Annotated in this window: 20 protein-coding genes and 3 pseudogenes; 14 read left to right on the top strand and 9 right to left on the bottom strand. The window is 60.0% G+C overall.

The annotated features are described in order from the left end of the window. Nucleotides 1–135: 135 nt before the first annotated feature. Nucleotides 136–582: pseudogene (locus LB536_RS28400) on the top strand (Tn3 family transposase); the annotation flags it as partial. Between the two features lie 20 nt (nt 583–602). Here LB536_RS28400 and LB536_RS28395 read toward each other — a convergent pair. Further along, nucleotides 603–1,028 carry a YidB family protein gene (locus LB536_RS28395; protein WP_140762566.1) on the bottom strand — a complete coding sequence of 142 codons (426 nt, stop codon included), beginning with the start codon at nt 1,026–1,028 and terminating at the stop codon, nt 603–605. Nucleotides 1,029–1,291: 263 nt separating this feature from the next. Continuing rightward, nucleotides 1,292–2,177: pseudogene (locus LB536_RS28390) on the bottom strand (MBL fold metallo-hydrolase). 306 nt (nt 2,178–2,483) lie between these two features. On the opposite strand from LB536_RS28390, the gene LB536_RS28385 reads away from it, so the two are divergent. Beyond that, a complete protein-coding gene (locus tag LB536_RS28385; protein ID WP_140762570.1) occupies nt 2,484–3,653 on the top strand; it encodes a beta-glucosidase in 1,170 nt (389 codons plus the stop codon). Between the two features lie 82 nt (nt 3,654–3,735). Here the strand turns inward: LB536_RS28385 and glf are convergent, their stop codons facing one another. Together glf and LB536_RS28375 are read right to left on the bottom strand one after the other, a co-directional pair. Beyond that, a complete protein-coding gene (glf, locus tag LB536_RS28380) occupies nt 3,736–4,896 on the bottom strand; it encodes a UDP-galactopyranose mutase (protein ID WP_140811828.1) in 1,161 nt (386 codons plus the stop codon). A 2-nt stretch (nt 4,897–4,898) separates the two neighbouring features. Continuing rightward, nucleotides 4,899–6,071, bottom strand: coding sequence for a glycosyltransferase (locus tag LB536_RS28375; RefSeq protein WP_224598365.1), 1,173 nt, complete (start codon nt 6,069–6,071; stop codon nt 4,899–4,901). 347 nt (nt 6,072–6,418) lie between these two features. Here LB536_RS28375 and LB536_RS28370 point away from each other — a divergent pair, with 347 nt between their 5' ends. The 6 genes and pseudogenes from LB536_RS28370 (at nt 6,419) to LB536_RS28345 (ending at nt 10,082) form a co-directional block, all read left to right on the top strand. Then, entirely contained in the window at nt 6,419–7,336 is a 918-nt protein-coding gene (locus LB536_RS28370) for a hypothetical protein (RefSeq protein ID WP_181178741.1), read from the top strand. 176 nt (nt 7,337–7,512) lie between these two features. Next, a pseudogene (locus LB536_RS28365) lies at nt 7,513–7,608 on the top strand (catalase); the annotation flags it as partial. A 387-nt stretch (nt 7,609–7,995) separates the two neighbouring features. Continuing rightward, entirely contained in the window at nt 7,996–8,241 is a 246-nt protein-coding gene (locus tag LB536_RS28360; RefSeq protein ID WP_224598362.1) for a hypothetical protein, read from the top strand. Between the two features lie 7 nt (nt 8,242–8,248). Beyond that, a complete protein-coding gene (locus LB536_RS28355) occupies nt 8,249–8,860 on the top strand; it encodes a hypothetical protein (protein WP_140811831.1) in 612 nt (203 codons plus the stop codon). Continuing rightward, the gene (locus tag LB536_RS28350) at nt 8,857–9,249 is read left to right on the top strand and encodes a phage holin family protein (RefSeq protein ID WP_140762585.1); all 393 of its coding nucleotides are present in this window, start codon (nt 8,857–8,859) and stop codon (nt 9,247–9,249) included. Before LB536_RS28355 ends, LB536_RS28350 begins: the two co-directional genes overlap by 4 nt. Continuing rightward, the gene (locus LB536_RS28345) at nt 9,246–10,082 is read left to right on the top strand and encodes a DUF3618 domain-containing protein (RefSeq protein WP_140762587.1); all 837 of its coding nucleotides are present in this window, start codon (nt 9,246–9,248) and stop codon (nt 10,080–10,082) included. Before LB536_RS28350 ends, LB536_RS28345 begins: the two co-directional genes overlap by 4 nt. Nucleotides 10,083–10,129: 47 nt before the next feature. On the opposite strand, the gene LB536_RS28340 is transcribed toward LB536_RS28345, so the two are convergent. Then, nucleotides 10,130–11,212: a sensor histidine kinase gene (locus LB536_RS28340; protein ID WP_140762590.1), complete on the bottom strand. Its 1,083-nt coding sequence runs from the start codon at nt 11,210–11,212 to the stop codon at nt 10,130–10,132. Between the two features lie 358 nt (nt 11,213–11,570). Between LB536_RS28340 and LB536_RS28335 the strand changes: the two genes are divergently transcribed. The 4 genes from LB536_RS28335 (at nt 11,571) to LB536_RS28320 (ending at nt 16,766) form a co-directional block, all read left to right on the top strand. Next, the gene (locus LB536_RS28335; protein ID WP_411908798.1) at nt 11,571–13,502 is read left to right on the top strand and encodes an AI-2E family transporter; all 1,932 of its coding nucleotides are present in this window, start codon (nt 11,571–11,573) and stop codon (nt 13,500–13,502) included. A 213-nt stretch (nt 13,503–13,715) separates the two neighbouring features. Next, entirely contained in the window at nt 13,716–14,867 is a 1,152-nt protein-coding gene (locus tag LB536_RS28330) for an alpha/beta hydrolase family esterase (RefSeq protein ID WP_140762596.1), read from the top strand. Between the two features lie 1,092 nt (nt 14,868–15,959). Then, on the top strand, nt 15,960–16,361 hold the full coding sequence (locus LB536_RS28325; RefSeq protein WP_224598356.1) for a YidB family protein: 402 nt from the start codon (nt 15,960–15,962) through the stop codon (nt 16,359–16,361). Nucleotides 16,362–16,370: 9 nt separating this feature from the next. After that, a complete protein-coding gene (locus LB536_RS28320) occupies nt 16,371–16,766 on the top strand; it encodes a hypothetical protein (protein WP_224598354.1) in 396 nt (131 codons plus the stop codon). 1,084 nt (nt 16,767–17,850) lie between these two features. Here the strand turns inward: LB536_RS28320 and LB536_RS28315 are convergent. Beyond that, a complete protein-coding gene (locus LB536_RS28315; RefSeq protein ID WP_318013513.1) occupies nt 17,851–18,339 on the bottom strand; it encodes a hypothetical protein in 489 nt (162 codons plus the stop codon). A gap of 442 nt (nt 18,340–18,781) precedes the next feature. Between LB536_RS28315 and LB536_RS28310 the strand changes: the two genes are divergently transcribed. After that, on the top strand, nt 18,782–19,045 hold the full coding sequence (locus LB536_RS28310) for a hypothetical protein (RefSeq protein WP_181178743.1): 264 nt from the start codon (nt 18,782–18,784) through the stop codon (nt 19,043–19,045). A 331-nt stretch (nt 19,046–19,376) separates the two neighbouring features. On the opposite strand, the gene LB536_RS28305 is transcribed toward LB536_RS28310, so the two are convergent. Beyond that, nucleotides 19,377–19,595 (bottom strand): hypothetical protein, encoded by a 219-nt coding sequence (locus tag LB536_RS28305; RefSeq protein WP_140762605.1) that lies wholly within the window; start codon nt 19,593–19,595, stop codon nt 19,377–19,379. A gap of 725 nt (nt 19,596–20,320) precedes the next feature. Beyond that, nucleotides 20,321–20,938, bottom strand: a complete 618-nt coding sequence (locus LB536_RS28300) for a CGNR zinc finger domain-containing protein (RefSeq protein WP_210241199.1) — start codon at nt 20,936–20,938, stop codon at nt 20,321–20,323. A 107-nt stretch (nt 20,939–21,045) separates the two neighbouring features. On the opposite strand from LB536_RS28300, the gene LB536_RS28295 reads away from it, so the two are divergent. Beyond that, nucleotides 21,046–21,840, top strand: a complete 795-nt coding sequence (locus tag LB536_RS28295; RefSeq protein WP_224598352.1) for a DUF2066 domain-containing protein — start codon at nt 21,046–21,048, stop codon at nt 21,838–21,840. A 376-nt stretch (nt 21,841–22,216) separates the two neighbouring features. Here LB536_RS28295 and LB536_RS28290 read toward each other — a convergent pair whose 3' ends face one another. Continuing rightward, nucleotides 22,217–23,065, bottom strand: a complete 849-nt coding sequence (locus LB536_RS28290) for a PHB depolymerase family esterase (protein WP_224598350.1) — start codon at nt 23,063–23,065, stop codon at nt 22,217–22,219. Nucleotides 23,066–23,173 lie beyond the last annotated feature (108 nt).

Genomic DNA, 23,173 nt, shown 5'->3' with positions numbered 1-23,173 from the left:
CATTCCCCCGTCCCACCGCGGATCAGCAGTCATCGGTGTCGTTGCTGCTTTGCTTAGGCACGCCAACCAGAGGCGCCTTGGCGCTGGTTCGCAGAGCGCAATCCGGCGATGAGGACCGCTCGTCATCTGAGCGGTCCTGATCGCCGTGTCTACGAGATTGCAACGCTCGCGGCTTTGCGAGACAGGCTTAGATCTGCAGACATTTGGGTCGACGGCAGCCGATCCTTCCGGCCGATCGATGAGCCCCTGATGCCGCGGTCGGCATTCACCACAATGAAGGAAGAGGATCGGCTCGGATTGGGCGTCCAGCGTGATGGCGCGGCTTGGCTCGCCGAAGCGCGGCAGATGCTCGACTTCAATCTGAAGCGCCTGGCGCACAGAGCACGGTCAGGGAAGCTCGAAGGTGTTCGCCTTGAAGCCGGGACGTTGATCGTCGCACCGACCGCTGGCGAAGTTCCTGCCGCCGCCGAGGAACTGAATGCCGAGATCAGCGATACGTATCCAATGGTTGAGGTGCCGGATCTCCTGAGGGAAGTGCACGATCGGACTGGTTTTGCCGACCAATTCACGCATCCTAGGACACATTGTCGAGCAAGGTCGACTTATCCCAAGCCTTGTGTTGATTCAGGCAGCCATTCACCATTCGGCGTCATTTCGTTGACTGTCTCGGGTAGGTCCCGCGTAATCCTTCTGATTAGCTCCTCGCGCGAAAGACCCGTCTGCACCGACATGGACATCAGTGTACCTTCGTCCATCGCCGCTTCGACGAGCCTTGGCTCGATTGGTTGGTTTGGGCCGTTGCCAACCCACGAGTCGACTTTAGATCCTGCGCCCAGCTCCCTGAATCGGTCGAGGATCTGACCAAGGTCAGCCCTCGACACGCCATTAGTTATCTGAGCCAGAATTCTGCGTTGCGGATCGTTTGGGTTAAGATACCCCGCTCCCGGAATCAATTCACAGACTTTGTCGCGACTTCGGTATGCCAAAACGCCAAGCATCGCGATCGCCAGTCTTCCCAGATTTGCCATTTGCTCTCCTCCGCGGTTTGGCATGAGCGAGTCTTGGCGAATGCCGACGCGTTCGGGCTCGAATAACTGCCGGTCGGCTCGCCGCCGGAGAGGACGCGTCCTTCCGGCGCTTGGCTGCCGCCCTGCGTCGATCGAACCTCCTAACCGGCGCCTCCCGGGTTTGTTCCGCTTGTCGGAGTTTGTCGGTGAACGATGCAGGGGCGCCCGACTCGACGGGAAACTCTACCGGTCGAGAGATAGAGTCGGCCCAATCTGACCTATTTTCAGAACGATGGCGGATCGGTTGCCCTAGCTATCTGGGACGCTGGCTCGCGCACGAATTTCATTTTCGGCGGCACGGCCAACTGCCTGAACCGATCAGCCAGGCTGTCGAGAGCTTGACGCATGCCCACGCCCGCAGCCGCCGTCCCGTGTCCGCTGATGACCATCTGCGGCTTCAGTGCGGCCATGCGCTTCACCGATCTTTCCGCCGCATCCCAGTCGGGCGTGAAATAGCGTGGCGGACCGTGCATCTCGAGATCCTGAACGGCGACCTCATAGACCGACTCCTGACCCGTGGTCATGAAAGCGTCCCCCACGATCAGCGAGCGGTCTTCCTCCCGCCAGAGCGAGATATGCCCCGAGGCGTGTCCCGGCGTGTGCAGCCATTGCCATCCGGGCATCCCGGGGATCCATCCGTCGGCAGGCAAGGACACCAAGCGGTCGCCAAGATCGGATCGGGCCGCATGGAAAGAGCGGCGAAAGCAATGCCATCAGTCCAACCCCCCACAGGGGTCCGGTGGCGGATAGAACATGGTTCCGTCCAGATAACGCTCGAGCGGGTGTGCGAAGACAGGCACGTCCCACGTATTCGCAGGTCCAGAACCGTTCCCACATGGTCGAAATGGCCGTGAGTCAAGATGATCGCGGCCGGCCGCGTGTCAGTCCCAAAGCGCTTTCCGCGACCGCAAGGATGCTGCTCCGGGACGTCGGCAACCCTGTATCGAGCAGCACCCATTTGCGATCTCCGCTGCCCGGTGCGCCGAAGAACACGACATTGACGATTGCCAATCGCAAATAGCCCAGATCTGGTGCGATACTCCAAGCGCCGTCGCCACGATCCTTCCGCCTGGCGCGGTCGATATCGGAAAGTCGAATTTGAACGGTCATATGATCCCGTGCCTCTGTTGTTTGCGAGCATCCGGCCGAGCTGATCGATGCCGGTGGTACATCCCCGAACTTGGCTCCGGCCGCCTTGTTCCTGATTTGCCTTCGCCACTCAGCTACCGGACGGTGGACCACCGGAACAAAGACACAACCAATCGGTTCGGCACTACTCGGTCATGTAAGAATGAGGGGTATGCCGAACTGAGCAGGGGGATGCTGCTTGCCCGATCGGATGCGTTTTCGCCAAGGCAGTTCTCGCTCCGAACAATCCGGCCGAGTGCGAAGCCGACTGACCAAAGGAGACTTCGAATGAACGAGGCGGCACGCACGAAGGGCCAGGAGGTGGATGCTTCGGTTTCCGGTGCTTGGCGCTTTGCCAGTTTTTTCATGGCGGGCTTTGAATGCTCCTCGCATCGGCGCAAGGACGGCGTTCGCCTCGACCTTATTCGTGCGACCTCGCATAATTTGCATGCCCTGGGCGACTACCGCGGCTGCGCCGAACTCGGCCTTCGCACCATCCGCGACGGGTTGCGCTGGCACCTGATCGAAACCGCTCCCGGAACTTATGACTGGTCAAGTTGGGCGCCTATGGTCGAGGCAGCCCAAACGGCAGGTGTCCAGGTCATCTGGGACATCTTCCACTACGGATCCCCAGACCACGTCGATCAGGGGTCGCAGCATTTCATCGATGCCTATGCCTCATTTGCGGCCGAGGCCGTGAGGGTGCACCGCTCGATTACCGGAACATCGCCTCTGTTGTGTCCAATCAACGAGATCTCCTTCTTTGCCTGGGCTGTTGAGGTCAGCTATTTCCCGCGCGTGGGGCCGAACAAACGGGGATGGTTCAAGCGGCATCTCGTCAAGGCCGCCATCGCGGGTGTTCGTGCAATGCGGGAAGTCGACCCGGCATGCAGATTTGTCTGGGCCGAGCCGCTCATCCATATCGCGCCACGCGACCGGACCCGAGGCGAAAGGCGCCGGGCCGAAAACGCCCGATTGGGACAGTTCGAGGCTTACGACATGTTGCTGGGCCGCGTCGAACCTGAGTTGGGCGGGAGCGAAGATGTTGTCGACGCCGTTGGCCTGAATTTCTACCCGCACAATCAATGGTACATAAATGGGCCGACCATTCCGATGGGGCACCACGAGTACCGTGCTCTGTCGGAAATGTTGATGGAGGCCGCTCATCGATACGGCAAGCCGATGTTCATCGCCGAGACCGGGTCGGAGGGATCCGGCGGGCCGGCCTGGCTCCACTATGTCTGCGACGAGGTGCGTGCGGCGATGAGCCTCCAAGCGCCGATCGAGGGTATTTGCCTGTACCCGATAACCGCCTACCCCGGGTGGGATAATTCCCGACATGCGGAGGTGGGGCTGTTTTCGGTCATCCAGGCGGATGGCACGCGACGTCTGTGCCAGCCAATCGCGGACGAACTGGTCCGTCAGCAATATCTGTTCGCGCCGAATCTGACGCGCTGAAGGTGTGGCCGGCAACACCAAGGGGAGGGCGCCTGCCCGCCCCGCGGTGCTGGATGAGTTCTTTGCGGTTCCCCAGCCGCCTTTAGCCCTTATGTGCAGGGGAACTTATTGCCAAGTCCGCCAACGTCTTTCCCGGGCTTGCCCATTCCGGGACGCTTTTTTGGATGCGATCGAAAGTAGCCAGAGCCTGTCCGACCACCTGATCCATGTTGTAGTAGCGGTATGTTGCCAGGCGTCCGACAAACCACACGTCCGAACAGGTTGCGGAGAGTGCTTCATAGCGCTTGTACAGCGCTTCGTTTTCGGCCCGCGGCACCGGGTAGTACGGATCTCCGATATCCGTGGGGTATTCGTAGGTCAGGCTGGTCCGCGAGTTCTGCTGGCCGGTGAGATGTTTGTACTCCGTGATGCGAGTGTAGTCTTGCGTCTGCGGATAATTGACGACGGCAACCGGCTGAAACTGTTCGCAGTCCAGTGTAACGTGCTCGAAACGCAGCGAGCGATAGGGAAGATGCCCGAGCTGCCACCCGAAATATTCATCGATTGGTCCGGTATAGATCAGGCGCCTGAACGGAATCTTCTCACGAATTTCGCGGAAATCGGCATGCAGCATGATCTTGATGTTCGGGTGATCGAGCATGCGTTCGAACATCCTTGTGTATCCGCCGGCCGGCATTTTCTGGAAGCTGTCGCTGAAATAGCGGTCGTCATGGTTGGTCCTGGTCGGCACTCGTGCTGTCACAGATTTACTCAGTTGGCTGGGATCGACGCCCCATTGCTTCCTTGTGTAGCCACGGAAGAATTTTTCGTAGAGCTCGCGTCCGACGGTACTGACGACGACGTCCTCCGCCGTGCGAACATCCTCCACAGTCTCGCGTCGGGACGCAAAGAAATCCTCCAACTGTGCCGAGGTCAGGTCCAGACCGTAAAGGCGGTTGATCGTGTCGAGATTGATCGGGATCGGAACGAGCTTCCCGTCCACCGCCGCCAACACCCTGTGCTCGTATGACCGCCATTCGGTGAACTGCGACAGATACCCCACGATCGCCTGACTGTTCGTGTGAAAGATATGCGGACCATAGCGGTGGATGAGGATGCCGGCTTCGTTGTAGCAATCGTAGGCGTTGCCGCCGACATGGCCGCGGCGATCGACCAGCAGAACGCTCTCGTGACGCTGCGAGGCTATTCTTTCGGCAAGCACGCTGCCGGCAAAACCCGCCCCGACGACCAGCCAATCGAACATGGCTAAGCACTCCTGCGAAGAGGGACGACCTTTTTGCCTTGATAGGCGCGCTCAATGTGAGCTGCCATGGCGTTCCATGTTCGCTCCCACGAGGTGTCCGCAAGGTAGGCGTCGACTTGCTGCATAAGCATTTCACGCGGCCGTAAAAGAACGGAGCGCAGCTTGATTTCCAGATCATCGGGGTCGGCGATTTCCACCAGTCCAGCGGCGCCGTAGCTGCGCACCACGTCGACGATCGCCGTCGAGATCACCGGCAGGCCCGCCGCCAGGAACTCCGGCGTCTTGGTAGGGCTGATGAACCGGGTCGCTTCATTGAGTGCGAACGGCATCCAGCCCGCATCCCAATGGCGCAGGTAGTCGGGCAGATCGCGGTAACCTTTCCCGCCCAGCCAGTGAAGATTCTCGGCCTGGGGCAGGTCTGCGGGGTTGATCTTGACCACCGGGCCGAGCATGACGAAATGCACGTCCGGCATGGTCTCCGCCGCTTGAGCCACGAGATCGACATCCAGCCGCTCGTCGATTACGCCGAAATACCCTACCCTCGGGTGAGGGATTCCGGTCTGATCGGCTGGGTCCTTGCCCGGCTTCCTTGCCTTGTGAAAGTGGCTCACATCGATGCTGCTCGGGAAGGGATAGATCGCATGATGCAGATGACGTTTGTTCTCGAACAGGCTTAGGCCGCCTGTAAAAACGCGATCGGCGCGGCGCAGAAGTGCCTTTTCCAGTTGGCCGAGTTCGGGTGGTGCATTCTTGAACGCGGAGAGTTCGTCCATGCAGTCATAGACGCATACGTCCGGCACAAGGTATTCCGTGAAGCGAAGAGCCATTGGTGTGTAATACCAAGCGATAAGCCGGCTGTGCGGCATAGAAGCGATTGTCTGCTGAACAAATCTCCGCTGCACGGCATCTGCTTTCGCGGCGGACGTGCCGAGCGGGAGCACTGGTGTGACAATCAGAATGTTTGGCGAGGCCTCGCTTTTCCGCATCACCGGCTGCGGCAGTTCTTCGAAAAGGGGTTCCTCAAAGTAGACCACTCTCTGCTGCATGGACGCGAGAGTGAGGATATGCTGCGGTCTTTGATGAACGAAATTCCACCTTAAATGGGAGAAGCAAACCAGAAGATTTTGCCTGCCAGCATGTTTACTAGCGGTTGCCCTGCTCAAGGCTGCTTCCATTGAGATATTCCTTTTTATAGACGGTCGTTTATGTTGCGACTAACATTTGTTAATCGTGAATGACGAAGAATTAGACTTCGGTTTCAGCTCCTAACTTTCGTGCAGGTGAGTTGTTCCAAGTTGAAACAAACAGCCTCGGTCGCTGCTTTGGATGGGCGCTGGCTGCGCGGGGAAGAATGGCAGCCGGAGGGGACGGGCCATCGGAAGGCTCCCGATCAGGGTTTGCTGGTGGAGAACCGCCCTTGCCGTATTTGTGTTGAACTCGCTGGCTATAAAATATGCGGGACATCCAAATTGATTCGCCTGCATCGCTGGGGATCTAGGGCAAGGCAAATTCCGGGACTGAGATGAAGATCACCTTCGATACCAACGTGTTTCCGCTGTTTCATCCGCAGAGCGTGGATGACCTCAAGGACCCATGCCCCGTCTTCGATGGCAGGCTGTGGCATGTCTTCGGTTCAAGCGGGACGGTAACGACCGAGACGTGGAGAATCCTGCACGCGACGGCGCCCGACCTTTATGGGCCTTGGACCGAGCACGAAGCGATCGAGCTTCCCATTAACGGGACGGGGGTCGCGGCTCCGGGCGTCATCCACGAAAGTGGCGTCTTCCACATGTTCATCCAGACCGAGTTCATGAAATCCGGCGGCCGTTGCGAGCATGCGGTTTCCAACGACGGCTTCCATTGGGTGGTTCTCACCCCGGCCATTCTCGCCATCCCCGACACGGAGGAGGATGGCATCTACGATCCACACCCCGCGGTCATCGGCGGCAAGCGCTATCTCGCTTACTCTGCCATGCCAAAATTCAACAGGGTGCCGCAGCCCGACATCTATCTCGCACGCAGCCAGTCCGACTCGTGGTTCGGTCCCTGGAAGCGGATAGGCAAGATACTCGATCATGCTGATGTTCCTCATCACAATACGAGAGAGGATCCCGACTATGAATGGGGCATAGAGGGTGCGCAGCTGGTCGAGTTACCAGATGGCCGCGTGCTTCTGAACGCCACTTGCTTTCTCCCAAATGGCCTTCGTGGGAACCGTCAGCGCGTATTTTTCGCCATCGCCGATGACGTCGCCGGACCTTACGTGTCGATCGGCCCGGTGCTCGAACCAGGCCAGCCCGGAGAGAATGGTCATTCGACAGTGATGATAGAAGGCAGCCAACTTTCACTGTTCTACCAAAGCCGGGTTGCCGCGACCGATCACCGGTGGCGTTACGGCTTGGCCAGATGTGACGTCGCTCTGTTTTCCAAGGTTGCCTAATCCCGGGCCGACGGTCAGCGCCACCGCGTTCGACCGGCCGGCACGGCCCCGCGTCGTGGCAATTGAGCTCTGCTGACAGGGGGGCGATCCGCTGCCAGTTCTTTCGGAATTAAACGGCTGCCCGGGCGGAATGCGTCCAGGCTGAGGTTCGGCTAGCTGCAAACAAACAGTCGACCATGTATCACACCGACAGGAAATTGCAGTTCCCGGTTCGAGTCGAGGCGTCGAACACACTCTTTGCTCCCGCCTTACAGCAGGCCATCGACGGACTGCGCCGATGCTCTCGCCGCCCCGGCCAAGCCCTGGTGCGCAAATTGGGCAGATGTTCGACAGGAAGGCAGCCGAATGGGTAAAATCGCAGGCAGGAAGCGGCGGCGAAAGCCACCGCTTCCGCTTTGTCCCGTTCGCACTCGAGGGTGGCGGCCTCCCGTCAAGACGCCTCCGGCTGAAGAAGCCTGGCGAAGACATCGCGAATGAGCTGCGGCAGGACGTCGAACGAGTAGCCGACGTGCGTCACTCGAGCGGCGTGTGATAATGCGTCCCAAGGGATCGATGTTGATGGTCGGTATGTTGGCCAGTGCTCGCTGGAGAAGCCAGCGCACGCTGTCTTTCCGCGATGGCGTGCTGCGGGCGACGATGTCGAGGGAGGATTCATCTACTTGGCGATCGGCAGCTGTGCTGGAGAACTGGACCGAGGCCCCGCGGCAACGCCGCTCTTGCCTGCGGTGTCCGGACCAAGCTTCCCCTGCATCGCCCGTGAATCGCAAAAAGCTCTTCGTCAACGGAACATCGCAGGTTCCATGAAGTTGGGCAGCACGGAGGAACGTGCAATGAACAGTGTCATCTATCTTATCGGCCTCGTCGTTGTCGTGCTCGCGGTCCTCTCCTTCCTCGGTTTTCACTAGGTGATCCATGCAACGCAATGACGGCCAGGGCCGTAAACCCGCAGATTTCGACAAGGCGACAAGTGACGTTTCCGACAGGGTTGGCCGGGAAAAAGAGCGCGCGAGCGAGTTGCTTCACGATGCGCGCGACGAACTGACCCGCAAGACTGGCGGCTACGCAAAAGAAGCCACGCAGGTCATGTCGGACAAGGCAGAGGAAACGCAGCGCGACATCGGGTCGAGCTTGGCGGCGTTGGGCGGCGCGCTACGCGCGGCCAGCGATCACCTGGCCAACCATGATGAAAGGACAGCATCGAAATTTGCCTTGGAGGCCGCTGGCGGACTGGAGCGGCTTTCCTCCTCGTTGAAACAAAAACCGTTGGGGCAGGTGCTTGAGGATGTGCAGTCCTTCGGCCGGCAAAACCCCGGTGTCCTGCTCGCTGGCTCCGTATTGGCTGGATTGGCGCTTGGACGGTTCATCAAAGCCTCCCCACCGACAAGCCCCGAGGCATCTCGGAGTGCCTCGGGAGAAGCCAACTCGCAGACCGTTCGATCTGCTGATCGGTCGACAGACGGCTCCCGAGGATATGGCCGCCCCGATGACGATCTGGCCACGCAGCACGCGGAGCAAGACAGATGAACACGCAGGACAATCCCAGCCTCGCGACCCTGGTGACCGACTTGGCCCAAAACGTCACCACGCTGGTGCAAACCGAAGCCAGGCTTCTGCGGGCGGAGCTTTCAGAAAAGCTCACCAAGACGGGAGCTGGCGCCGCCGAGGTGCTGGGCGGAGCAATCTGCCTGCTCGCGGCTCTGATCGTGCTGCTGCAAGCACTGGTCATCGCATTGACTCGGGCAGGGCTGGGCGCCGGGTGGTCCTCACTGCTGGTCGGCGTGGTGGTAGCGATTCTTGGCGTTATCCTGCTGCGCACGGGGACGGCAAGCATGGCGCCTTCCGAACTTACTCCCGACCGGACGCAGGAACAGCTCAGGCGCGACGCGAATGTGATCAAGGAACAAGTGAGATGACCGAGAAATCCGCAGCCGAACTTGAACGCGAGGCGGAGGCCGCGCGCGCCAGGGTGGTGGAAACCGCCGAATCCATTCGAGGCAAGATGACACCGGGACAATTGCTGGATGAATTCACCGGGATCTTCTCCGGAGGAGAGAGTTCGGCCATGCTCAACAACCTGAGAACCCAGGTCCGGGACAATCCTTTGCCCGTGACCATGGTGGGCGCCGGCCTGGCTTGGCTGATGCTGGGCAGTGGTCCGTCGAACGGCAGCAACCGCCCGGCCAGTTATGCGACGCCTACACCGCCCAGTGGGCGCTACGAGGCGGAGGGCGGCGGCTTGGGCAGCACGCTCTCCGACGCTGCTGGATCGGTCTCGTCAGCCGCAAGCAGCGTTGGGAGCACCATATCGAGCGGGGCAAAGGGCATCGCGGAGGGACTGACGAGCAACGCCGCTGATGCAGGATCGGCGGCTGGCGACATGGCTGCGAAAGCCAGCCGCTCGGCGCATGAGCTATTGAATGATCAGCCCCTGGCCGTTGCGGCGGTCGGTCTCGCCATCGGCGCCGCGATAGGCGCCATGTTGCCCCATACCGCAATCGAGGATGAGCAACTGGGCGGATATCGCGAGAAGCTTCGCGACACCTCGGAGGGCATGCTCGAGCAAGGCCTCGATCAGGCCAAGCAAGTTGCCGCAGAGGCCTACGAGACGATCAAGCAGGAAGCTGGACGGCAGGACACACAAGCAGGCACGGTGGCCGACCAAATTGGAGATGTCGTCCAATCCGCGGCTGACTCGGCGGAGCGGTCCGTACGTGAACGGATTTCTCCGTCAGAGCAAAAATCCTAGGTGTTCTAGTTCCCACGTGGGAGCTGACGAACCATTTGGGTTGCAATCTATGCTGCCGCGGCAGAGCGCTTGAACACAATGGTGACTCGGGTGCCCGCGTCAGCGCTGGAAGTCACGTCGAACTCAGCCTTGGCGTTCTCTGTCAGCGATTGGGCGATGAGCGCGCCGAGCTTGCCCTGCTTGGGCCAGCTCTCGCCTTCCGGCAACCCGATGCCGTCATCGGCGACGACGACACGGCAGCCATCGTCGTTAACGACGCTGTGCAGGGTGATCGTGCCGCTGTCACGCCCGCGAAATGCATGTTTGAGCGCGTTGGTCAGCAGTTCGTTGACCACCAGGCCAGCAGGCATGGCAACGTTGACCGAAACCGGGTAGGTATCAACCTTCATGTCGAGGCGAATGCCCTCGACAGCATGCGACGCCATTACGGCGGACGCGATCTGGCTCAGATAGACGCCGAGATCGACTTCCTCCTTGTGCTCCTCGCCCGACAGCGTCTTATAAAGAATAGCCAGGGCGTCGACGCGGCCGGCCAGTCTTTCGAAGCGCTCGCGGTCCGGCTCGGTCGCATTGCGCGTTTCGAGGCGTATCAGGGCGGTAATCATCTGCAGATTGTTCTTCACCCGGTGCTGCAATTCCCGCAGTAGCGTGTCCTTCTCGCGGACGCGCTCTTCGATCGTCCGCGCACTTTCGGCCTCGCCATGGACCGAGACGTCGACCAGTGCGACCAGCCGGAAGCAGGCTTTGCCGCCGTCATCCTCAATTACGTTGGAATAGACGTCGACGATTGCAGGGTTGTCCTCGGCCCGCTCAAGCCGGAACGTACCGACGAAATCGGTCTCTTCGACCACCGCACCGGACAGCGCGCGGTCCTTCTGCTGGTGGAGGCCAATACCGGAAAGTGCCGCCCAATGCTTCTGGGCGAGCGCGGCCGCCTTCAGGCCGGAGAGCTTCTCGAACTCCGGATTGGCATAGACTACACGTTCCAGCCCACCGAGATCCGAAACGGCGATTGCAATCGGCACTTGGTCGAGAAACTTCTTGAACTGTTCACTTTCCAGCGCGCTGGCAAGGTCCGGCGTTTCCAGCAGCTGCCCGACCGTTTCCGCCATATCTGAATCCGATGTCATCTGCTGCGTCCAGAGTTTTCTAGACTGCACCAATATCAGTGAAGCGATGCGCGAGCTATCGCCAAAGCGGCACTTTCAGCGGCATCAGGAGTAGGCCGGTACCAGCCTGGTCTCGCGCAACGGCAGCGCCATGGTGAAATGCAGGCCATCGCGAAGATAGTTCAGCTTGATTCTGGCATTGCATTGCCGGCCACCGGATGCAGAAGATGTCCTGATTGCATCATTCGCAAAAACCCACTGCAACCATTAGTCTCTGCTAACGTTGCAGGCCAACTGACCAGGCGCCCCTATCACTGAAGGGCAAGGTGGAGGGGTTATTGTGGGGATTGATCGTAACGGCAGATATCCCTTCTCCGGACTGCAAAGTACCCTTTCGGTAGCACATCGGCGCACCGCGTTGCCGACCGTCGCGACGGTCGTAGTCACCGTGGCCGCTCTGTATTTCGGGCGCGAGGTTTTCCTGCCGATAGCGATTGCCCTGCTGTTGACCTTCGCACTCGCCCCGATGGTTTCCGCGCTAAAACGGGCCGGCGTGCCCAGGGTCGCGGCTGTCGTATTGAGCGTCCTTGGCGCCTTCGCAGCGCTGGCTCTGTTCAGCTTCATTGTCGCCTCGCAGGTCAACGAATTGGCGCACAATGTATCGCTTTATCAGGCAAACATTCTAACCAAGGTTCGCTTGCTGAAGGAAAGAGGCGTGGGGGGAGGGATCATTGCCAGGTTGAGCGATGTGGTCGAGCGTGTCGGCCAGGAGATTGATAGACAGGAACCTGCGCTGCCCTCAGCGGCAGACACGCCAAAGCGCGAACCGGTGCCAGTCGAAATCGTCGCGCGCGAAAGGCCGCTCGAGGTGCTCCAGAGCATCGTCGGCCCTTTGATCAGTCCCCTGGCATCTGCCGGTCTGATCATAGTCGTTGTCGTCTTCATGCTCTTAGAACGGGAAGATCTACGGGATCGTTTCATCCGGCTCGTGGGCTACGGCGACCTTCATCGAACGACTCAGGCGCTGCAGGATGCCGGAAGGCGAGTCGGTCGCTATCTGCTGATGCAGATGGTGGTCAACGTCGCCTATGCAGTGCCAATTGCAATTGGGCTCTGGATACTCGGCATCCCTAACGCCTTGCTCTGGGGCTTGCTAGCACTTGCACTTCGCTTCGTGCCCTATATCGGCCCGATCATCGGTGCTTCCCTACCTTTATTCCTAGCGCTCGCCGTGGCTCCCGGATGGTCGCTCCTGTTGTGGACAGCGGCGCTGTTCGTCGTGATGGAGCTGATCACCGGCAATGTCATAGAGCCTTGGCTTTACGGGTCGCGCACAGGCTTGTCGCCGCTGGCGATCATAGTCGCTGCAATCTTCTGGACCTGGTTATGGGGGCCACTCGGTCTGGTCCTGTCAACGCCCCTAACTGTCTGTCTAGTCGTGCTCGGTCGGCACGTTCCGCAGTTTGAGTTCCTCGACGTGCTGTTCGGCAACGAGCCGATGCTTGAACCCCACGCGCGGCTCTATCAGCGTCTGCTCGCCGGCGACCCAGAAGAGGCCACAGACCATGCTGAGGAGTTTCTTGAAGAGGGCTATCTGGTCGAGTTCTACGACAAAGTGGCCATTCCAGCCTTGCTGCTAGGCGAGCAGGATCGTGTTCGCGGCGTAATGGGCGAACCGCAAAGACGTCAGGTGGCGGCAAGCGCCCAGACTCTGGTGGCAAACTTGGTGGATAGCGCGCAGCAGGAGGCCAGCGAGGAAGAGGAACCGGCCTTGGCCGACGACGCCGAACCGAGCGACACCAAGGGCGGCGAGGATGAGATCGAACTGCCTGATGGGACCGATATCACCGTGCTGTGTGCAGGTGGGCGTGGCGAACTCGATGACGCTGCGGCCGCCATGCTGATGCAGGTGCTGGAAGTCCAGGGTGCGGAAGCATCAATGGCCAGCTTTGCCGATTTGGAGCCAAACGCTCTTCGCCGCCTCGAACTTGGCAGCTTCGACACCGTTGTCGTCAATTTCCTCAACCAGGATTCGGTCAAACACGCTCGCTTCCTTGTTCGTCGCCTGAAGCGCGCAAAGGCGGCGCTACGGGTAGGCGTGGTGTTGTGGTCCGGGCCAGGCAATGACGACAACGACGCATGCGAGAAGCTTGCCACTGGCATCAACGCCGATTTCGTTGCGGATGGCATGATCAGTGCTGTGCTTGGTGCGCTTTCCAAATCCGCGCCAGTCGGGCTCAAATCAACGGCAAAACGCCGTCGCCCTCCGCCTCGTCGGAAGAGGGCCCTCTCGGCCACTCCGACCGAGTGATCTCCACCATATTGCCATGACGCGGGCGATCTTTACCTGTCCATCAGGCCTCTGACTGTCGCAGAAGGGTGCTCAAGACCTGTCCATCAGCCACGGCGGCGGTGACCAGCCAAGCGTCTCTTCGCTTTTGCGTTATCACAGCAACGATATCGCTGCAAAGACGTTACACGCTGTGCCGTCTAAACCCGGACGTCAAAAACAAGGGACGGCCTCATGCGGAAAGTGTCAGATACGATTGCGCGCCTCGCGGCGATTCGCGCCCGGCAACCTTCTCCTCTCCCGGATTTCCGTTCCGACCGCCTCTTGAACCTCACCGGTTTCGGGTCCAACCCGGGCGCGTTGAACGCCAGGATCTACCTTCCAAAGGGTCTGCCAAAAGGTGCGCCGCTCGTCGTCGTGCTGCACGGCTGCACCCAGAACGCGGCTGCCTACGACCACCATTCCGGCTGGTCCCGCCTCGCCGACGAAGCCGGCTTCGCGCTGCTCTTTCCCGAGCAGCAACGCGCCAACAATCCTAACCTTTGTTTCAACTGGTTTCTCCCTGCCGATGTCAGGCGCGGTTCGGGCGAGGTGCTTTCGATCCGCCAGATGATCGAGACGATGGTGGTCATCCAAGGTCTCGACCGAAAACGCATCTTCATCACGGGTCTCTCGGCCGGAGGGGCAATGGCGGCGGCCATGCTCGCGACCTATCCGGACGTGTTCGCCGGCGGCGCGATCATTGCGGGGCTTCCCTACGGCAGCGCGACGACCATTCCGGAGGCGTTCGATCGCATGCGCGGCCATGGCGGCCGGTCGGATAAGGATCTGCAAGGCGCTCTCCGCAGCGCATCCGATCATCGAGGACCTTGGCCAAGGATATCGATCTGGCACGGGACCGCCGACCGCACGGTTGCGCATTCCAACGCGGAAGCAGTCGCGGCGCAGTGGCAAGGCGTTCATGGCCTCGAAAAGACACCTACAAGATCAGAGGTGTCAGGGCGGCATGCAAGGCGTCTTTGGCTCGACCCCGCAGGAGAAGTGGCCCTTGAGATAAATAGTATTGCCGGCATGGGCCACGGAACCCCGCTGGCCAATGACGGTTTCAGCGCGCCAGGGCCATTCATGCTCGATAGCGGCATCTCTTCCACACGGGAGACCGCTCGGTTCTGGGGGATCGTGGCAACGGAAAAGAGCGTGTCCACGAGATCGCGGCAGAAAGTGGTCGACGGTGAGAGGCTGCTAACCCGTACACCGTTGCCAGATATGGAGCAGTCTCCGGACCCAAATGCCGTCAAGCAGTTCCCGCGTCATACGAGGCCGGCTGCACCGGGGGTGATGACGATCATCGAGGACGCCCTCCGGGCTGCGGGATTGATGCGTTAGGCGCACGGCAATCGCAGGCTTAAGCCTGGAACCGAATTCGGGTCGGCAGCAGCGCGTAGCCGGCCCAAGCCAGCCACGCGATTGATCAAATCAGAAAAATTGCCGCCACGCGCTTAGCGGCGCCAGGCGAACGATTGGCGCACGGGTCAGCGACATTGCCGCTCAGCTTCCGAGGCCCTTTCAAACTGGATTGACCGATTGGAACATTGCTGCAATCGCTGTCCGGTCGCGCTGACAAGGCGGAGATGCCAAGGCTCGTGAAGGCAAGTCGCTTTGTCGCCACAGCGCGGGCTCGGTCGCCACTGGTCGTTTCGCCTTTCGAATGTCCACGAGCCCACGAACGTCCGCCAAGAATCCGTACCATTTCGGACTAAGTCGGCTGCTCTGTCATTTCTTAATGACTCAATATGCCGGCGGAGTCATGCTCTGCAATCAAATACACATCTGAAGGAAAAGGAAGCCATGTTGTTTCCTGGTCAAGTGGTCATGCCCGACGAACTGGAGATGCTCGCCCGCGTGTGCCGGACCGCCTGCAAAGAGGAGGCTGTTCCGCTTAACAGCCGCCAGGCACAGACACTCGCTTCCCATGTCCTCAAGCTTTTCTTGAACGGCCTTACGGGCGAGGAAGAGCTGCTAAGCGCCGAGCGAAACCGCATGAAAAGGCAAGCTCACGTCGACGCCTTGAAGCAGCCGCCTGCGCGCCAGGGCTCGTGTCCAACAGCGAGTCGCAGCGCGTCTCCTAGCCATTTTTAGATCGGTCCTGGCCGATTGTGGCTCTTTCCAGCATTGCGTCGGGTTCGGTCTCGGCGATACGCCGCGACGCCGCTGACGTCCTCACCAACGTCACCCGCTGATTGGCGGTCTCGCGCAGCCCGGCTTCCCGGTGTTCAATGAGGTGATGGTCATGACCCACGGGTCGTCAGTTTCCAAGCCAGCCTAATATTTGCTTCGCCAATTGCGGAACTTTTGGCAGGCCGCGACCTTCTCCATAGTCGACACCAGAGGAGGAACGAGTGGCCAATTTTGGAAGACTTGCGATCGCTATGCTGGGGGTCCTAGCCTATCAAAACCGCGGCATCGCAGAGATGATCCGTGGAGCGGGAGAGCGCGATTCAAACAATCCCCACGGTGGGATTCTGGACCAGGTCACCAAGGGGCGTTTCCGCCACCGCGCTCGGCGATATTCTCGACCGCTTCAGAAATGCAGGTGCAGGCTCGAAGGCGGACTCTTGGGTTGGCGCTGGGCCGAACGAGCCGATCAAGCCACACGAGGTGGAAACGGCTATAGACGCGCAGATCCTGGAAGCGCTTTCCAGGCAGACCGGCCTTTCGCGCGAGGAGCTAATTGCAAGGATCACCAGGGATCTGCCGGATGCCATTGACCGGAAGACCCCAAACGGCAACCTGCCAACTGATCACCAAACCAACGTCTCGGTCGAGCCGATGCTGCTCGACGTGGTGCCACAGACCTGGCGCGGGGTGCCGGCGCGATAGGACCAACTCATGAGGCATGTTCCCCATATTGTGCTGAGTTTGGTTGTCGGGATTATGCCCACATCACCGCTCGGTGCTCAGGGATGGCAAGCCTTCGGAATCAGGCACTTCGGCTTTGTGTTCGATGTTCCACCTGGGTTTGTGCTGACTCAGCATTCCGATCAAGGGGCGGCCTTCGAGGGCAAAAACAAGGCGTTTCTTGCCGTCTGGGGAGCGCAACTCGGCAATCCAAGTTTTCGCACCGAGATTGAACATCGCATGGCAGTGAATGAGAAGGACGGCTGGAAGTTGACTTATAAGCGAGTGACGCCGCAGTGGGCCAGCTATTCAGGACTGAAAGACGGCCAGATCCTGTATGTTCGCGCCAAAAAGGGGGGACCAATTCCCCCCTCAATAGACCCCTAATACTTCCGACGCAGAGGTCTCAGCGTCTTCGAACCAAGCGTAACAGGCGAGGCCAGCACTCCTGGAGCCGCTCCCACGACATGCAGCCTGCGTATGGTTTCCTGCCCGATAGTTCTAGGGGTGGCTACGGCTTGCCGGAGGGGCAGGATTATGATTGGCAGACGGACCCGTCGAATAATATTCCGGGGCCGTATAATGTGTTTCCGGCGGGACCAGGTCAGGGGCAGGTGCCCCGGTATCCGCCGGTTCCTGACGCGAGCTGGTTTCTCAGGTTCGCGTTCCCGGAGATCGAGCCGCTCGATCCCTGGGGGTATCAGCCGCAGCGGCCCAGACCGAGCATAGCCCGTTTTGGATCCAGAATTGCGGGTCACACCGTACCGCGCCATATTTGCCATAACTTTCACCGGGTTGCAAAGTCTGCGGCGACCGCGCTGCATTGTTTACGGTCAGTTATAGCCGCGACGAAAAAATCCCCTACGATCCGATTGTCATTCGCATGGTAAGATCGCTAAGGGCCGATGGTTGTTAACCATGGCAGCATACGACCCGGCTAGATCGCGCAGCTTGCAGCCCTGCTCGTAGGGCACCTCATCGACTTATAGTCGGCTCTGTCCGCACGGGAGCATCCGCCACGCGCTCGTGTGCTCGGGACGAGGAGACACACGCCGTAGTCTGTAGCGTCGCGGGAACTGCTTGCCAGAGACTATCGGCTTGCGACGGATGCCGCCCGAAGGCCGGAATCCAGATTTGCCGAGCTGGAACCTTTTTCGATTGCATCTCTGAAACCGGACAGGGACATGCCATGTTTAAGGCGTCTGGCCGGACATCCGCTAACCCTAGATCGCCGGACGGGCGATTGGAACGCGCGGCGGGATCGTGGAGGGAAGGCGCCCACGTCCGGCCCGGTCGCTGACGGCCATCTTAAAGCTGCCGTCAAGCCGCGTGTCCTGGCGAGATCGCGACAATAGAGGACCTGCCGACATTGACCATCGGCTTGGTGCGCACCGGAGGCCCAGGCACCGGCGCGCATAGAGCGGCATTGGCGCGAACAGAACCTGAGCTAGACTAGTGCCATTGCCTTGGTCTAGAGCCGCCCCATCCGGTCCACATGCAAAAGAGCAGGTAGCAATAAGTGCGCGCATCGACGCCAATGTCCGCAGTTGAGGTCAAGCGATAGGAGACGCTGGCTGTTCAATCGGTCCGCCTTGCCGATCGCCTCGGGAGAGTCGGCGTGGAAGTACTCCGAGGATTCGCTCTGAATAAAGATCGCGTCCGGCCGCGCCTGCAGGATCGCTCGCATAGCCACCACATTGGCCTTCACGATGTGCTTGAGGGCGGTGACGAAGGCAGTGTCGGTGCTCAGTTGCTCGTTCCACCATCCCCAGCGGGCGGAAAAGGTGGCGCAGATGAACATCTCATTGACCGGCGCATAGAGCTGGATCCACGGAAAGCGGGTTGCGCAGTCGTGAGCGTAGCGTTCGAATAGCCGCGGAAAGTCCGGGTTCTGAAATTGCCGACCCAGTGGGCGCGCCAGACGCAGGTCAACGTCCCGCCCACTCCGCAGTTCCGGCATTGACAATGCCTGCCGCCCGCTAGCAACGCGAAGCATCGCTGCTTGTTCTGGGGTTGTCATAGTTAATTGCGAATTGATAATGCCTCGATGGGCTGTTGCTGAGGTAAGCTTAGGCTGATCCGCCGGGAAGGGCGCTTCGAGGCGCGAACGTGTGGAGGAAGTTCGTTGTTGGGCATTCCATAGAGAAGTGGACGATTTGATGCGGAACCTTACGCCAGCTTTGGCAGCATTTGCCCTGGTTGCATGCCAATCCGCCCAAGAAGTGCACCAACCCGCCGCTGCGGGGCATGCCGCGCCCGCCTTCATTGCTCCCCAACCCGCCTTGAGTGCTGCCGCGGTGCCAGCCGGCTCGGCAGCAGGGGATCAGTCGCTCACGATAGTCCCTCCTGGGAAGGACGTCCCTCCAAGGTACGCTGCATTTACGGGCACTTGGATTGGGCAATTGCAGGGAACATCCGAAGGCAGGCTCGATGTTCAATCCGTTTCGGCCAACGGGAAGGTCACGGTCAACTACGCATGGGGAATTCTGGGCGACAACAATCCGGGAGAGGCCGCGGGCACGGGAAAAATCCTCGGGACCACGTTGAAGCTCGGGCGCCTTCCGAACGGCTCGGACGTCAGCTTCCTGATGCTGCCCGATGGGACCTTGGCAGCAACTTACACTCTCGCGGGCCAGAGCTACCAGGGCGTGTTTGCCAGGCAATGATCGACAGGCATTCGGCCGCCGCCCGATGAAGCAATGTGGAAGCATCTTGATGGTCACGACCACGATCGAGGGTGGCTGGCTGGCCGTCCTCCGGTTCGTCGGACAGCGAACGGCGGCGGGCTCGACATGAAAGCGAAAGCTGTTCGCAACCCGAACCGGCGCCTCGACGGGGGATCGACAGCGGCTCCTCTGAGTTTGCACTCCCTCAACAGTTTCACCAAGCGCCTGCCGGATGGAGCCAGCGGGCAGCTCACAAGAAGGGAAAGACGTTTGCCAGGGAGGCTCCCGAACTTCGGACTCGGGTCGATACGGCGCGTCCCTGCCTGGTGCTTCAGTCTGGGGGAGGCGAAGTGTTCGCGCGTGCGTTGGCCCCTTGGTTCTGCTCGGGGGCAACCTTAAGCGGCGTTGCTTGCCGCGAAGAGTTTGACAACGGCGCGAACATAAAAAAGGCGAGCAGGCCCAGAAAAATGAGGGCGGCCAGAGCCACCGCCCAACTGGAGATCCGAGCTGTACCACGCCGTTCCTGCCTGCGTGAGAGATCTTCGGTCATTGGATTTCCTTCCGGGATCCAATCAAACATCGGATCCCAATCGGCTCCCGAACTTCATGTACGGGCCAATGTTCCTCCCGTCGGAGGGTTAGCTATATGTCCACAGGGGAGGCGCGCTTGCTATCAGCAGGTAGACAACACCAGGTCGGTCGAGCTTCAGATGAAGTCCGGTCTTTCAACCGGCCAACAATCTACGTCACGCGTGTCGTCTGGGCCGCCGGAACTAACCGTGCCTCCGGAGATTGGCGCAGAGAAACTACGACCCGGGAGGGGCCACTGATCGGAGACTTATACCGGAACTGTGAAGCACAGCGCGTTATACCGCGACGCCAGGCTTGCAATGCTTACCCACCAGGTTCTGCAGCAGATGGACCTTACAAGAGCTGCGGTCAGGTGGTGTCGAGCACGCATTGGCGGAATTCGCCCAGGCCCCCCACCAGCCGGCTTACAACGCTGCTGGTCTGCCACTCGCAGCTTTCCTTCATCTGGAACCCAATCAAACCTTAGGTATGTGAAACGCGCATGACTGGACAAGCCCATATAGCGGCGCGTCAGCTCAATGTCAGAGTTGGGAGGCGGTGGCCGAGGAAGGCGAGGCGCAAGCTATCAGCGAGGCCCAGAGGTCGGCTGGGCGACAAGCGCCGTCGGTCGCAGGTCTAGTCAGCTTTTAAATCGGCGGAGAAGGAGGCTGGCGACGGCAGCACTGTGCTTGGGGCCTGCCGCGCTTACACTCCTTTGTCACCCATTCGGGTCCGGAACATTTTCCGATGTGCCTGGCGATAGCGCGCCGCCTTGGCGCGGTTGCCGCAACTGTTCATCGAGCACCAGCGTCTCGGTTTTGAGCGGCTATCGTTGACGAAGAAGCCGCCGCATTTGTCAGCCTCACATTGCCGGATATCGTTTCCTGACGGGAACAGGACTAGCATGACGGCGGCTGCGGCCGACCGGCGCAGGGGCAGGTAAATCGCTTGGTGTGTCGACGCGGATGTGAGGTTCAGGATTTCGCCAAGGCCTGCCGATCCGCCCGCTTGCGCTATCGCTTTATGAATGCCGCGCAAGGCGGTGCGTTTCGAGACGAGACCACCGTCAAGGTTTTGCACCGTCGCATCGAGCCACGATTTGAGTGCTGCGCGTAACTTTAGCACCTCGAGATGCACATCGCGGGCGACGCCTTGGTGATTTAGGGAGAGACGCTTGAGGACCCGCCCTTCATTTTCCGACAGCAACAGGGCCGGAATGCAAAAGTCCAGCAGGTCTTGGTAGGTTGGAATGAAATCGATCTCGGCCCCATCTCGCCAGTGCAATGTGTTGGCAATGTCAAGTGCGGGCGCGCCACCCAGCATGCGCATGTGTCCATGCGGGGAGAGGTAGGTCCGGACAGATTCGGTTGATTCCATCACCACCAGTATGTAACCTCATAAACAGTTACTCAAGAGGGCAGGGCGGGTCAATGAAGAAGGCACTGTTGACGTTCCTGTCCTGGTTTGCGTTTGCGGTCGCGGCGCATGCAGACGACGATGTACTTTATCGCTCAAAGGTGATTGTCACCGGAGATCGCGAGGAAACGCGCGTCCCCGCCATCCCGCAGGGTTTCGAACTGGCAGCGCAAAAGCTGACCGGAAATCCCGACATCGGGCAAAATCCTGCCTTCTCTTCACTGGCGACCGGGGCACCTGGCATGGTTTGGTCCTACACCTACCATGACCGTATGTTCGGCACTCCAATTCACGATGAGCAGGGCACACGTGATCGTCCTTTCGATCTCACGTTCCAGTTTGACCGGAAGCGGATGGACCATGCAATGGGGGTGTTGGGAGAGAGGCCGTGGCTGGGCGCGCGCCCAAAGCTGGCGCTCGTCGTCGAAGTGACCGACATGGCGCGCAGCTATGTGCTGGCCGCCGACGGCGCCCACGGATCGGAGCTGCGCGCAAGCTTTGAAGATGCTTCGGCGCGCTTTGCGATACCGATCATATTCGCGAAAGAGGCCGATCTGTCGGCGATCGCGCAGGAACAGGTTGATGCTATGTCTCATGAGAGCCTGGCCAGACTGAAATCCAGATTGGGCGCTGACGCGATCTTGGTCGGGCACCTCGATTGGGAAACCAACGAGCCGGGCTGGCATGCGGTTTGGCGCATGCCGCTTAGTACAGAAGACACCAGGTGGGAGGTTGCCGGCGTAAATTTCGATGCTGCCTTCCGCAACGCGATCGGAGGTGCAGCCAAGCGCATGCGGCCGAGCAATTAGTGCGGGGTCCATGACATTGCGCGGGAGATTGCATCGTCGCTCACCTAACTCGAGCGACGCGGGAATTGTCGTCCATTCTTATACAGATGAACCCCTGAGCCACGGAGAGAGCGAGCCAACCAGAGCCGGCCGATTTTTGGGCGTGAGGTTGCGGCCCAGGATTGAGGTCGAAACCGGTGCCGATCTCGACAAGGCTGAAGCCATCCATTCGCCACCGGACTTCCTACGGCCCGCCAGTTCGAACGACGGGTGCGCGACCGCCAAAGACGAATGTCGCCCCAATCTGGTCGGCGACTGTTGCCGGCTAGTCCCCAAAACCGGGAGATAAGCGAAGTGGACGATATGCCGGTGTCGATCATAAAAGGTCCGCCGTCACTCAAGCCGTCTGCCGAGTCCACAGCTGTTCCGTGCGCCATGCCTGAGATGAGGTAGGATTCGACGACTCCTCATTCGCAGCATTCTTCCAAACGTCGCGGCGATAGGCCTGGCGCTCCTCGGAGTCGGCTTGAGCTTCACTTTGTCCATGAAGTGCAAGCCACTGCCCGACGAGTTGATCGGAATTGACGGGGCTGACCGTCGTGTCGGCGCTTCCATGACAGACAAAGAGCTTCGGCAATGGTCCGGAGTGACCGGTTGCTTGCTTGACTGCCGAAGCCAATTGCTTCGCCGTTGGGCTGCCATGACCTCGCATACGGTCGAATGCCTGCGGCAGGGTAGTGGCGCTGCCATAGGGTAGACCAGCTAGGATGGCCCCGCCCGCAAAGACTTCCGGGTAAGTGGCCAGCATCGCGGCGGGCATTGCCCCGCCGGCGGAAAGTCCGGTAACGAAGATCCTGGTGCGGTCCGAATCCTGAGCGACCATCACTGCCTCTATCATTTGACGAATCGAAAGTGCTTCACCCGAGCCCCGTCGGGTGTCATCTGGAATGAACCAGTTGAAACAAAGATTGGCATTGTCACTGCGCTGCTGTTCTGGAAAGAGCACCGCAAAGCCCCTGCGATCTGCCAACCTCGACCAGCCGGCGCCGCGGTCATAGGATGCAGCCGACTGCGTACAGCCATGGAGAAGAACGACCAGAGGCGCATGCGGTGCGAGGTCCTTGGGGTGGTATATCCAGGCCCGTAGCCGTCCGGGATTTGACCCGAACGTTCGAAGTTCGCAAAAGGGATCGCCTCCGTAGTGACCTACCGCGACGCCGTCGCTTTGCTTTCGCCGAGCAGCCAAGCGAGCAATGGTATCAGCGAGAGTTCTCTATGGAGCCGAGGATCGAAAGCAGCGGCTCGACCATCACCATCGCCTCGGCGTCGGCGCCGACCAGCTCGCGCACGCGAT

This window comes from Mesorhizobium sp. ES1-3 (genome assembly GCF_020164795.1).
GTDB lineage: Bacteria > Pseudomonadota > Alphaproteobacteria > Rhizobiales > Rhizobiaceae > Mesorhizobium.
The sequence above is the reverse complement of the archived record's forward strand: the minus strand, read 5'-3'. Positions and strand labels throughout refer to the sequence as shown.

Coding starts and splice junctions, on each gene's coding strand:
- LB536_RS28355 (WP_140811831.1), top strand. CDS start 8,249: ATGCAACGCAATGACGGCCAGGGCCGTAAACCCGCAGATTTCGACAAG.
- LB536_RS28330 (WP_140762596.1), top strand. CDS start 13,716: ATGCGGAAAGTGTCAGATACGATTGCGCGCCTCGCGGCGATTCGCGCC.
- LB536_RS28395 (WP_140762566.1), bottom strand. CDS start 1,028: ATGGCAAATCTGGGAAGACTGGCGATCGCGATGCTTGGCGTTTTGGCA.
- LB536_RS28350 (WP_140762585.1), top strand. CDS start 8,857: ATGAACACGCAGGACAATCCCAGCCTCGCGACCCTGGTGACCGACTTG.
- glf (WP_140811828.1), bottom strand. CDS start 4,896: ATGTTCGATTGGCTGGTCGTCGGGGCGGGTTTTGCCGGCAGCGTGCTT.
- LB536_RS28375 (WP_224598365.1), bottom strand. CDS start 6,071: ATGGAAGCAGCCTTGAGCAGGGCAACCGCTAGTAAACATGCTGGCAGG.
- LB536_RS28345 (WP_140762587.1), top strand. CDS start 9,246: ATGACCGAGAAATCCGCAGCCGAACTTGAACGCGAGGCGGAGGCCGCG.
- LB536_RS28340 (WP_140762590.1), bottom strand. CDS start 11,212: ATGACATCGGATTCAGATATGGCGGAAACGGTCGGGCAGCTGCTGGAA.
- LB536_RS28300 (WP_210241199.1), bottom strand. CDS start 20,938: ATGCTGGGTGGCGCGCCCGCACTTGACATTGCCAACACATTGCACTGG.
- LB536_RS28305 (WP_140762605.1), bottom strand. CDS start 19,595: ATGACCGAAGATCTCTCACGCAGGCAGGAACGGCGTGGTACAGCTCGG.
- LB536_RS28315 (WP_318013513.1), bottom strand. CDS start 18,339: ATGCCGGAACTGCGGAGTGGGCGGGACGTTGACCTGCGTCTGGCGCGC.
- LB536_RS28295 (WP_224598352.1), top strand. CDS start 21,046: ATGAAGAAGGCACTGTTGACGTTCCTGTCCTGGTTTGCGTTTGCGGTC.
- LB536_RS28370 (WP_181178741.1), top strand. CDS start 6,419: ATGAAGATCACCTTCGATACCAACGTGTTTCCGCTGTTTCATCCGCAG.
- LB536_RS28385 (WP_140762570.1), top strand. CDS start 2,484: ATGAACGAGGCGGCACGCACGAAGGGCCAGGAGGTGGATGCTTCGGTT.
- LB536_RS28320 (WP_224598354.1), top strand. CDS start 16,371: ATGAGGCATGTTCCCCATATTGTGCTGAGTTTGGTTGTCGGGATTATG.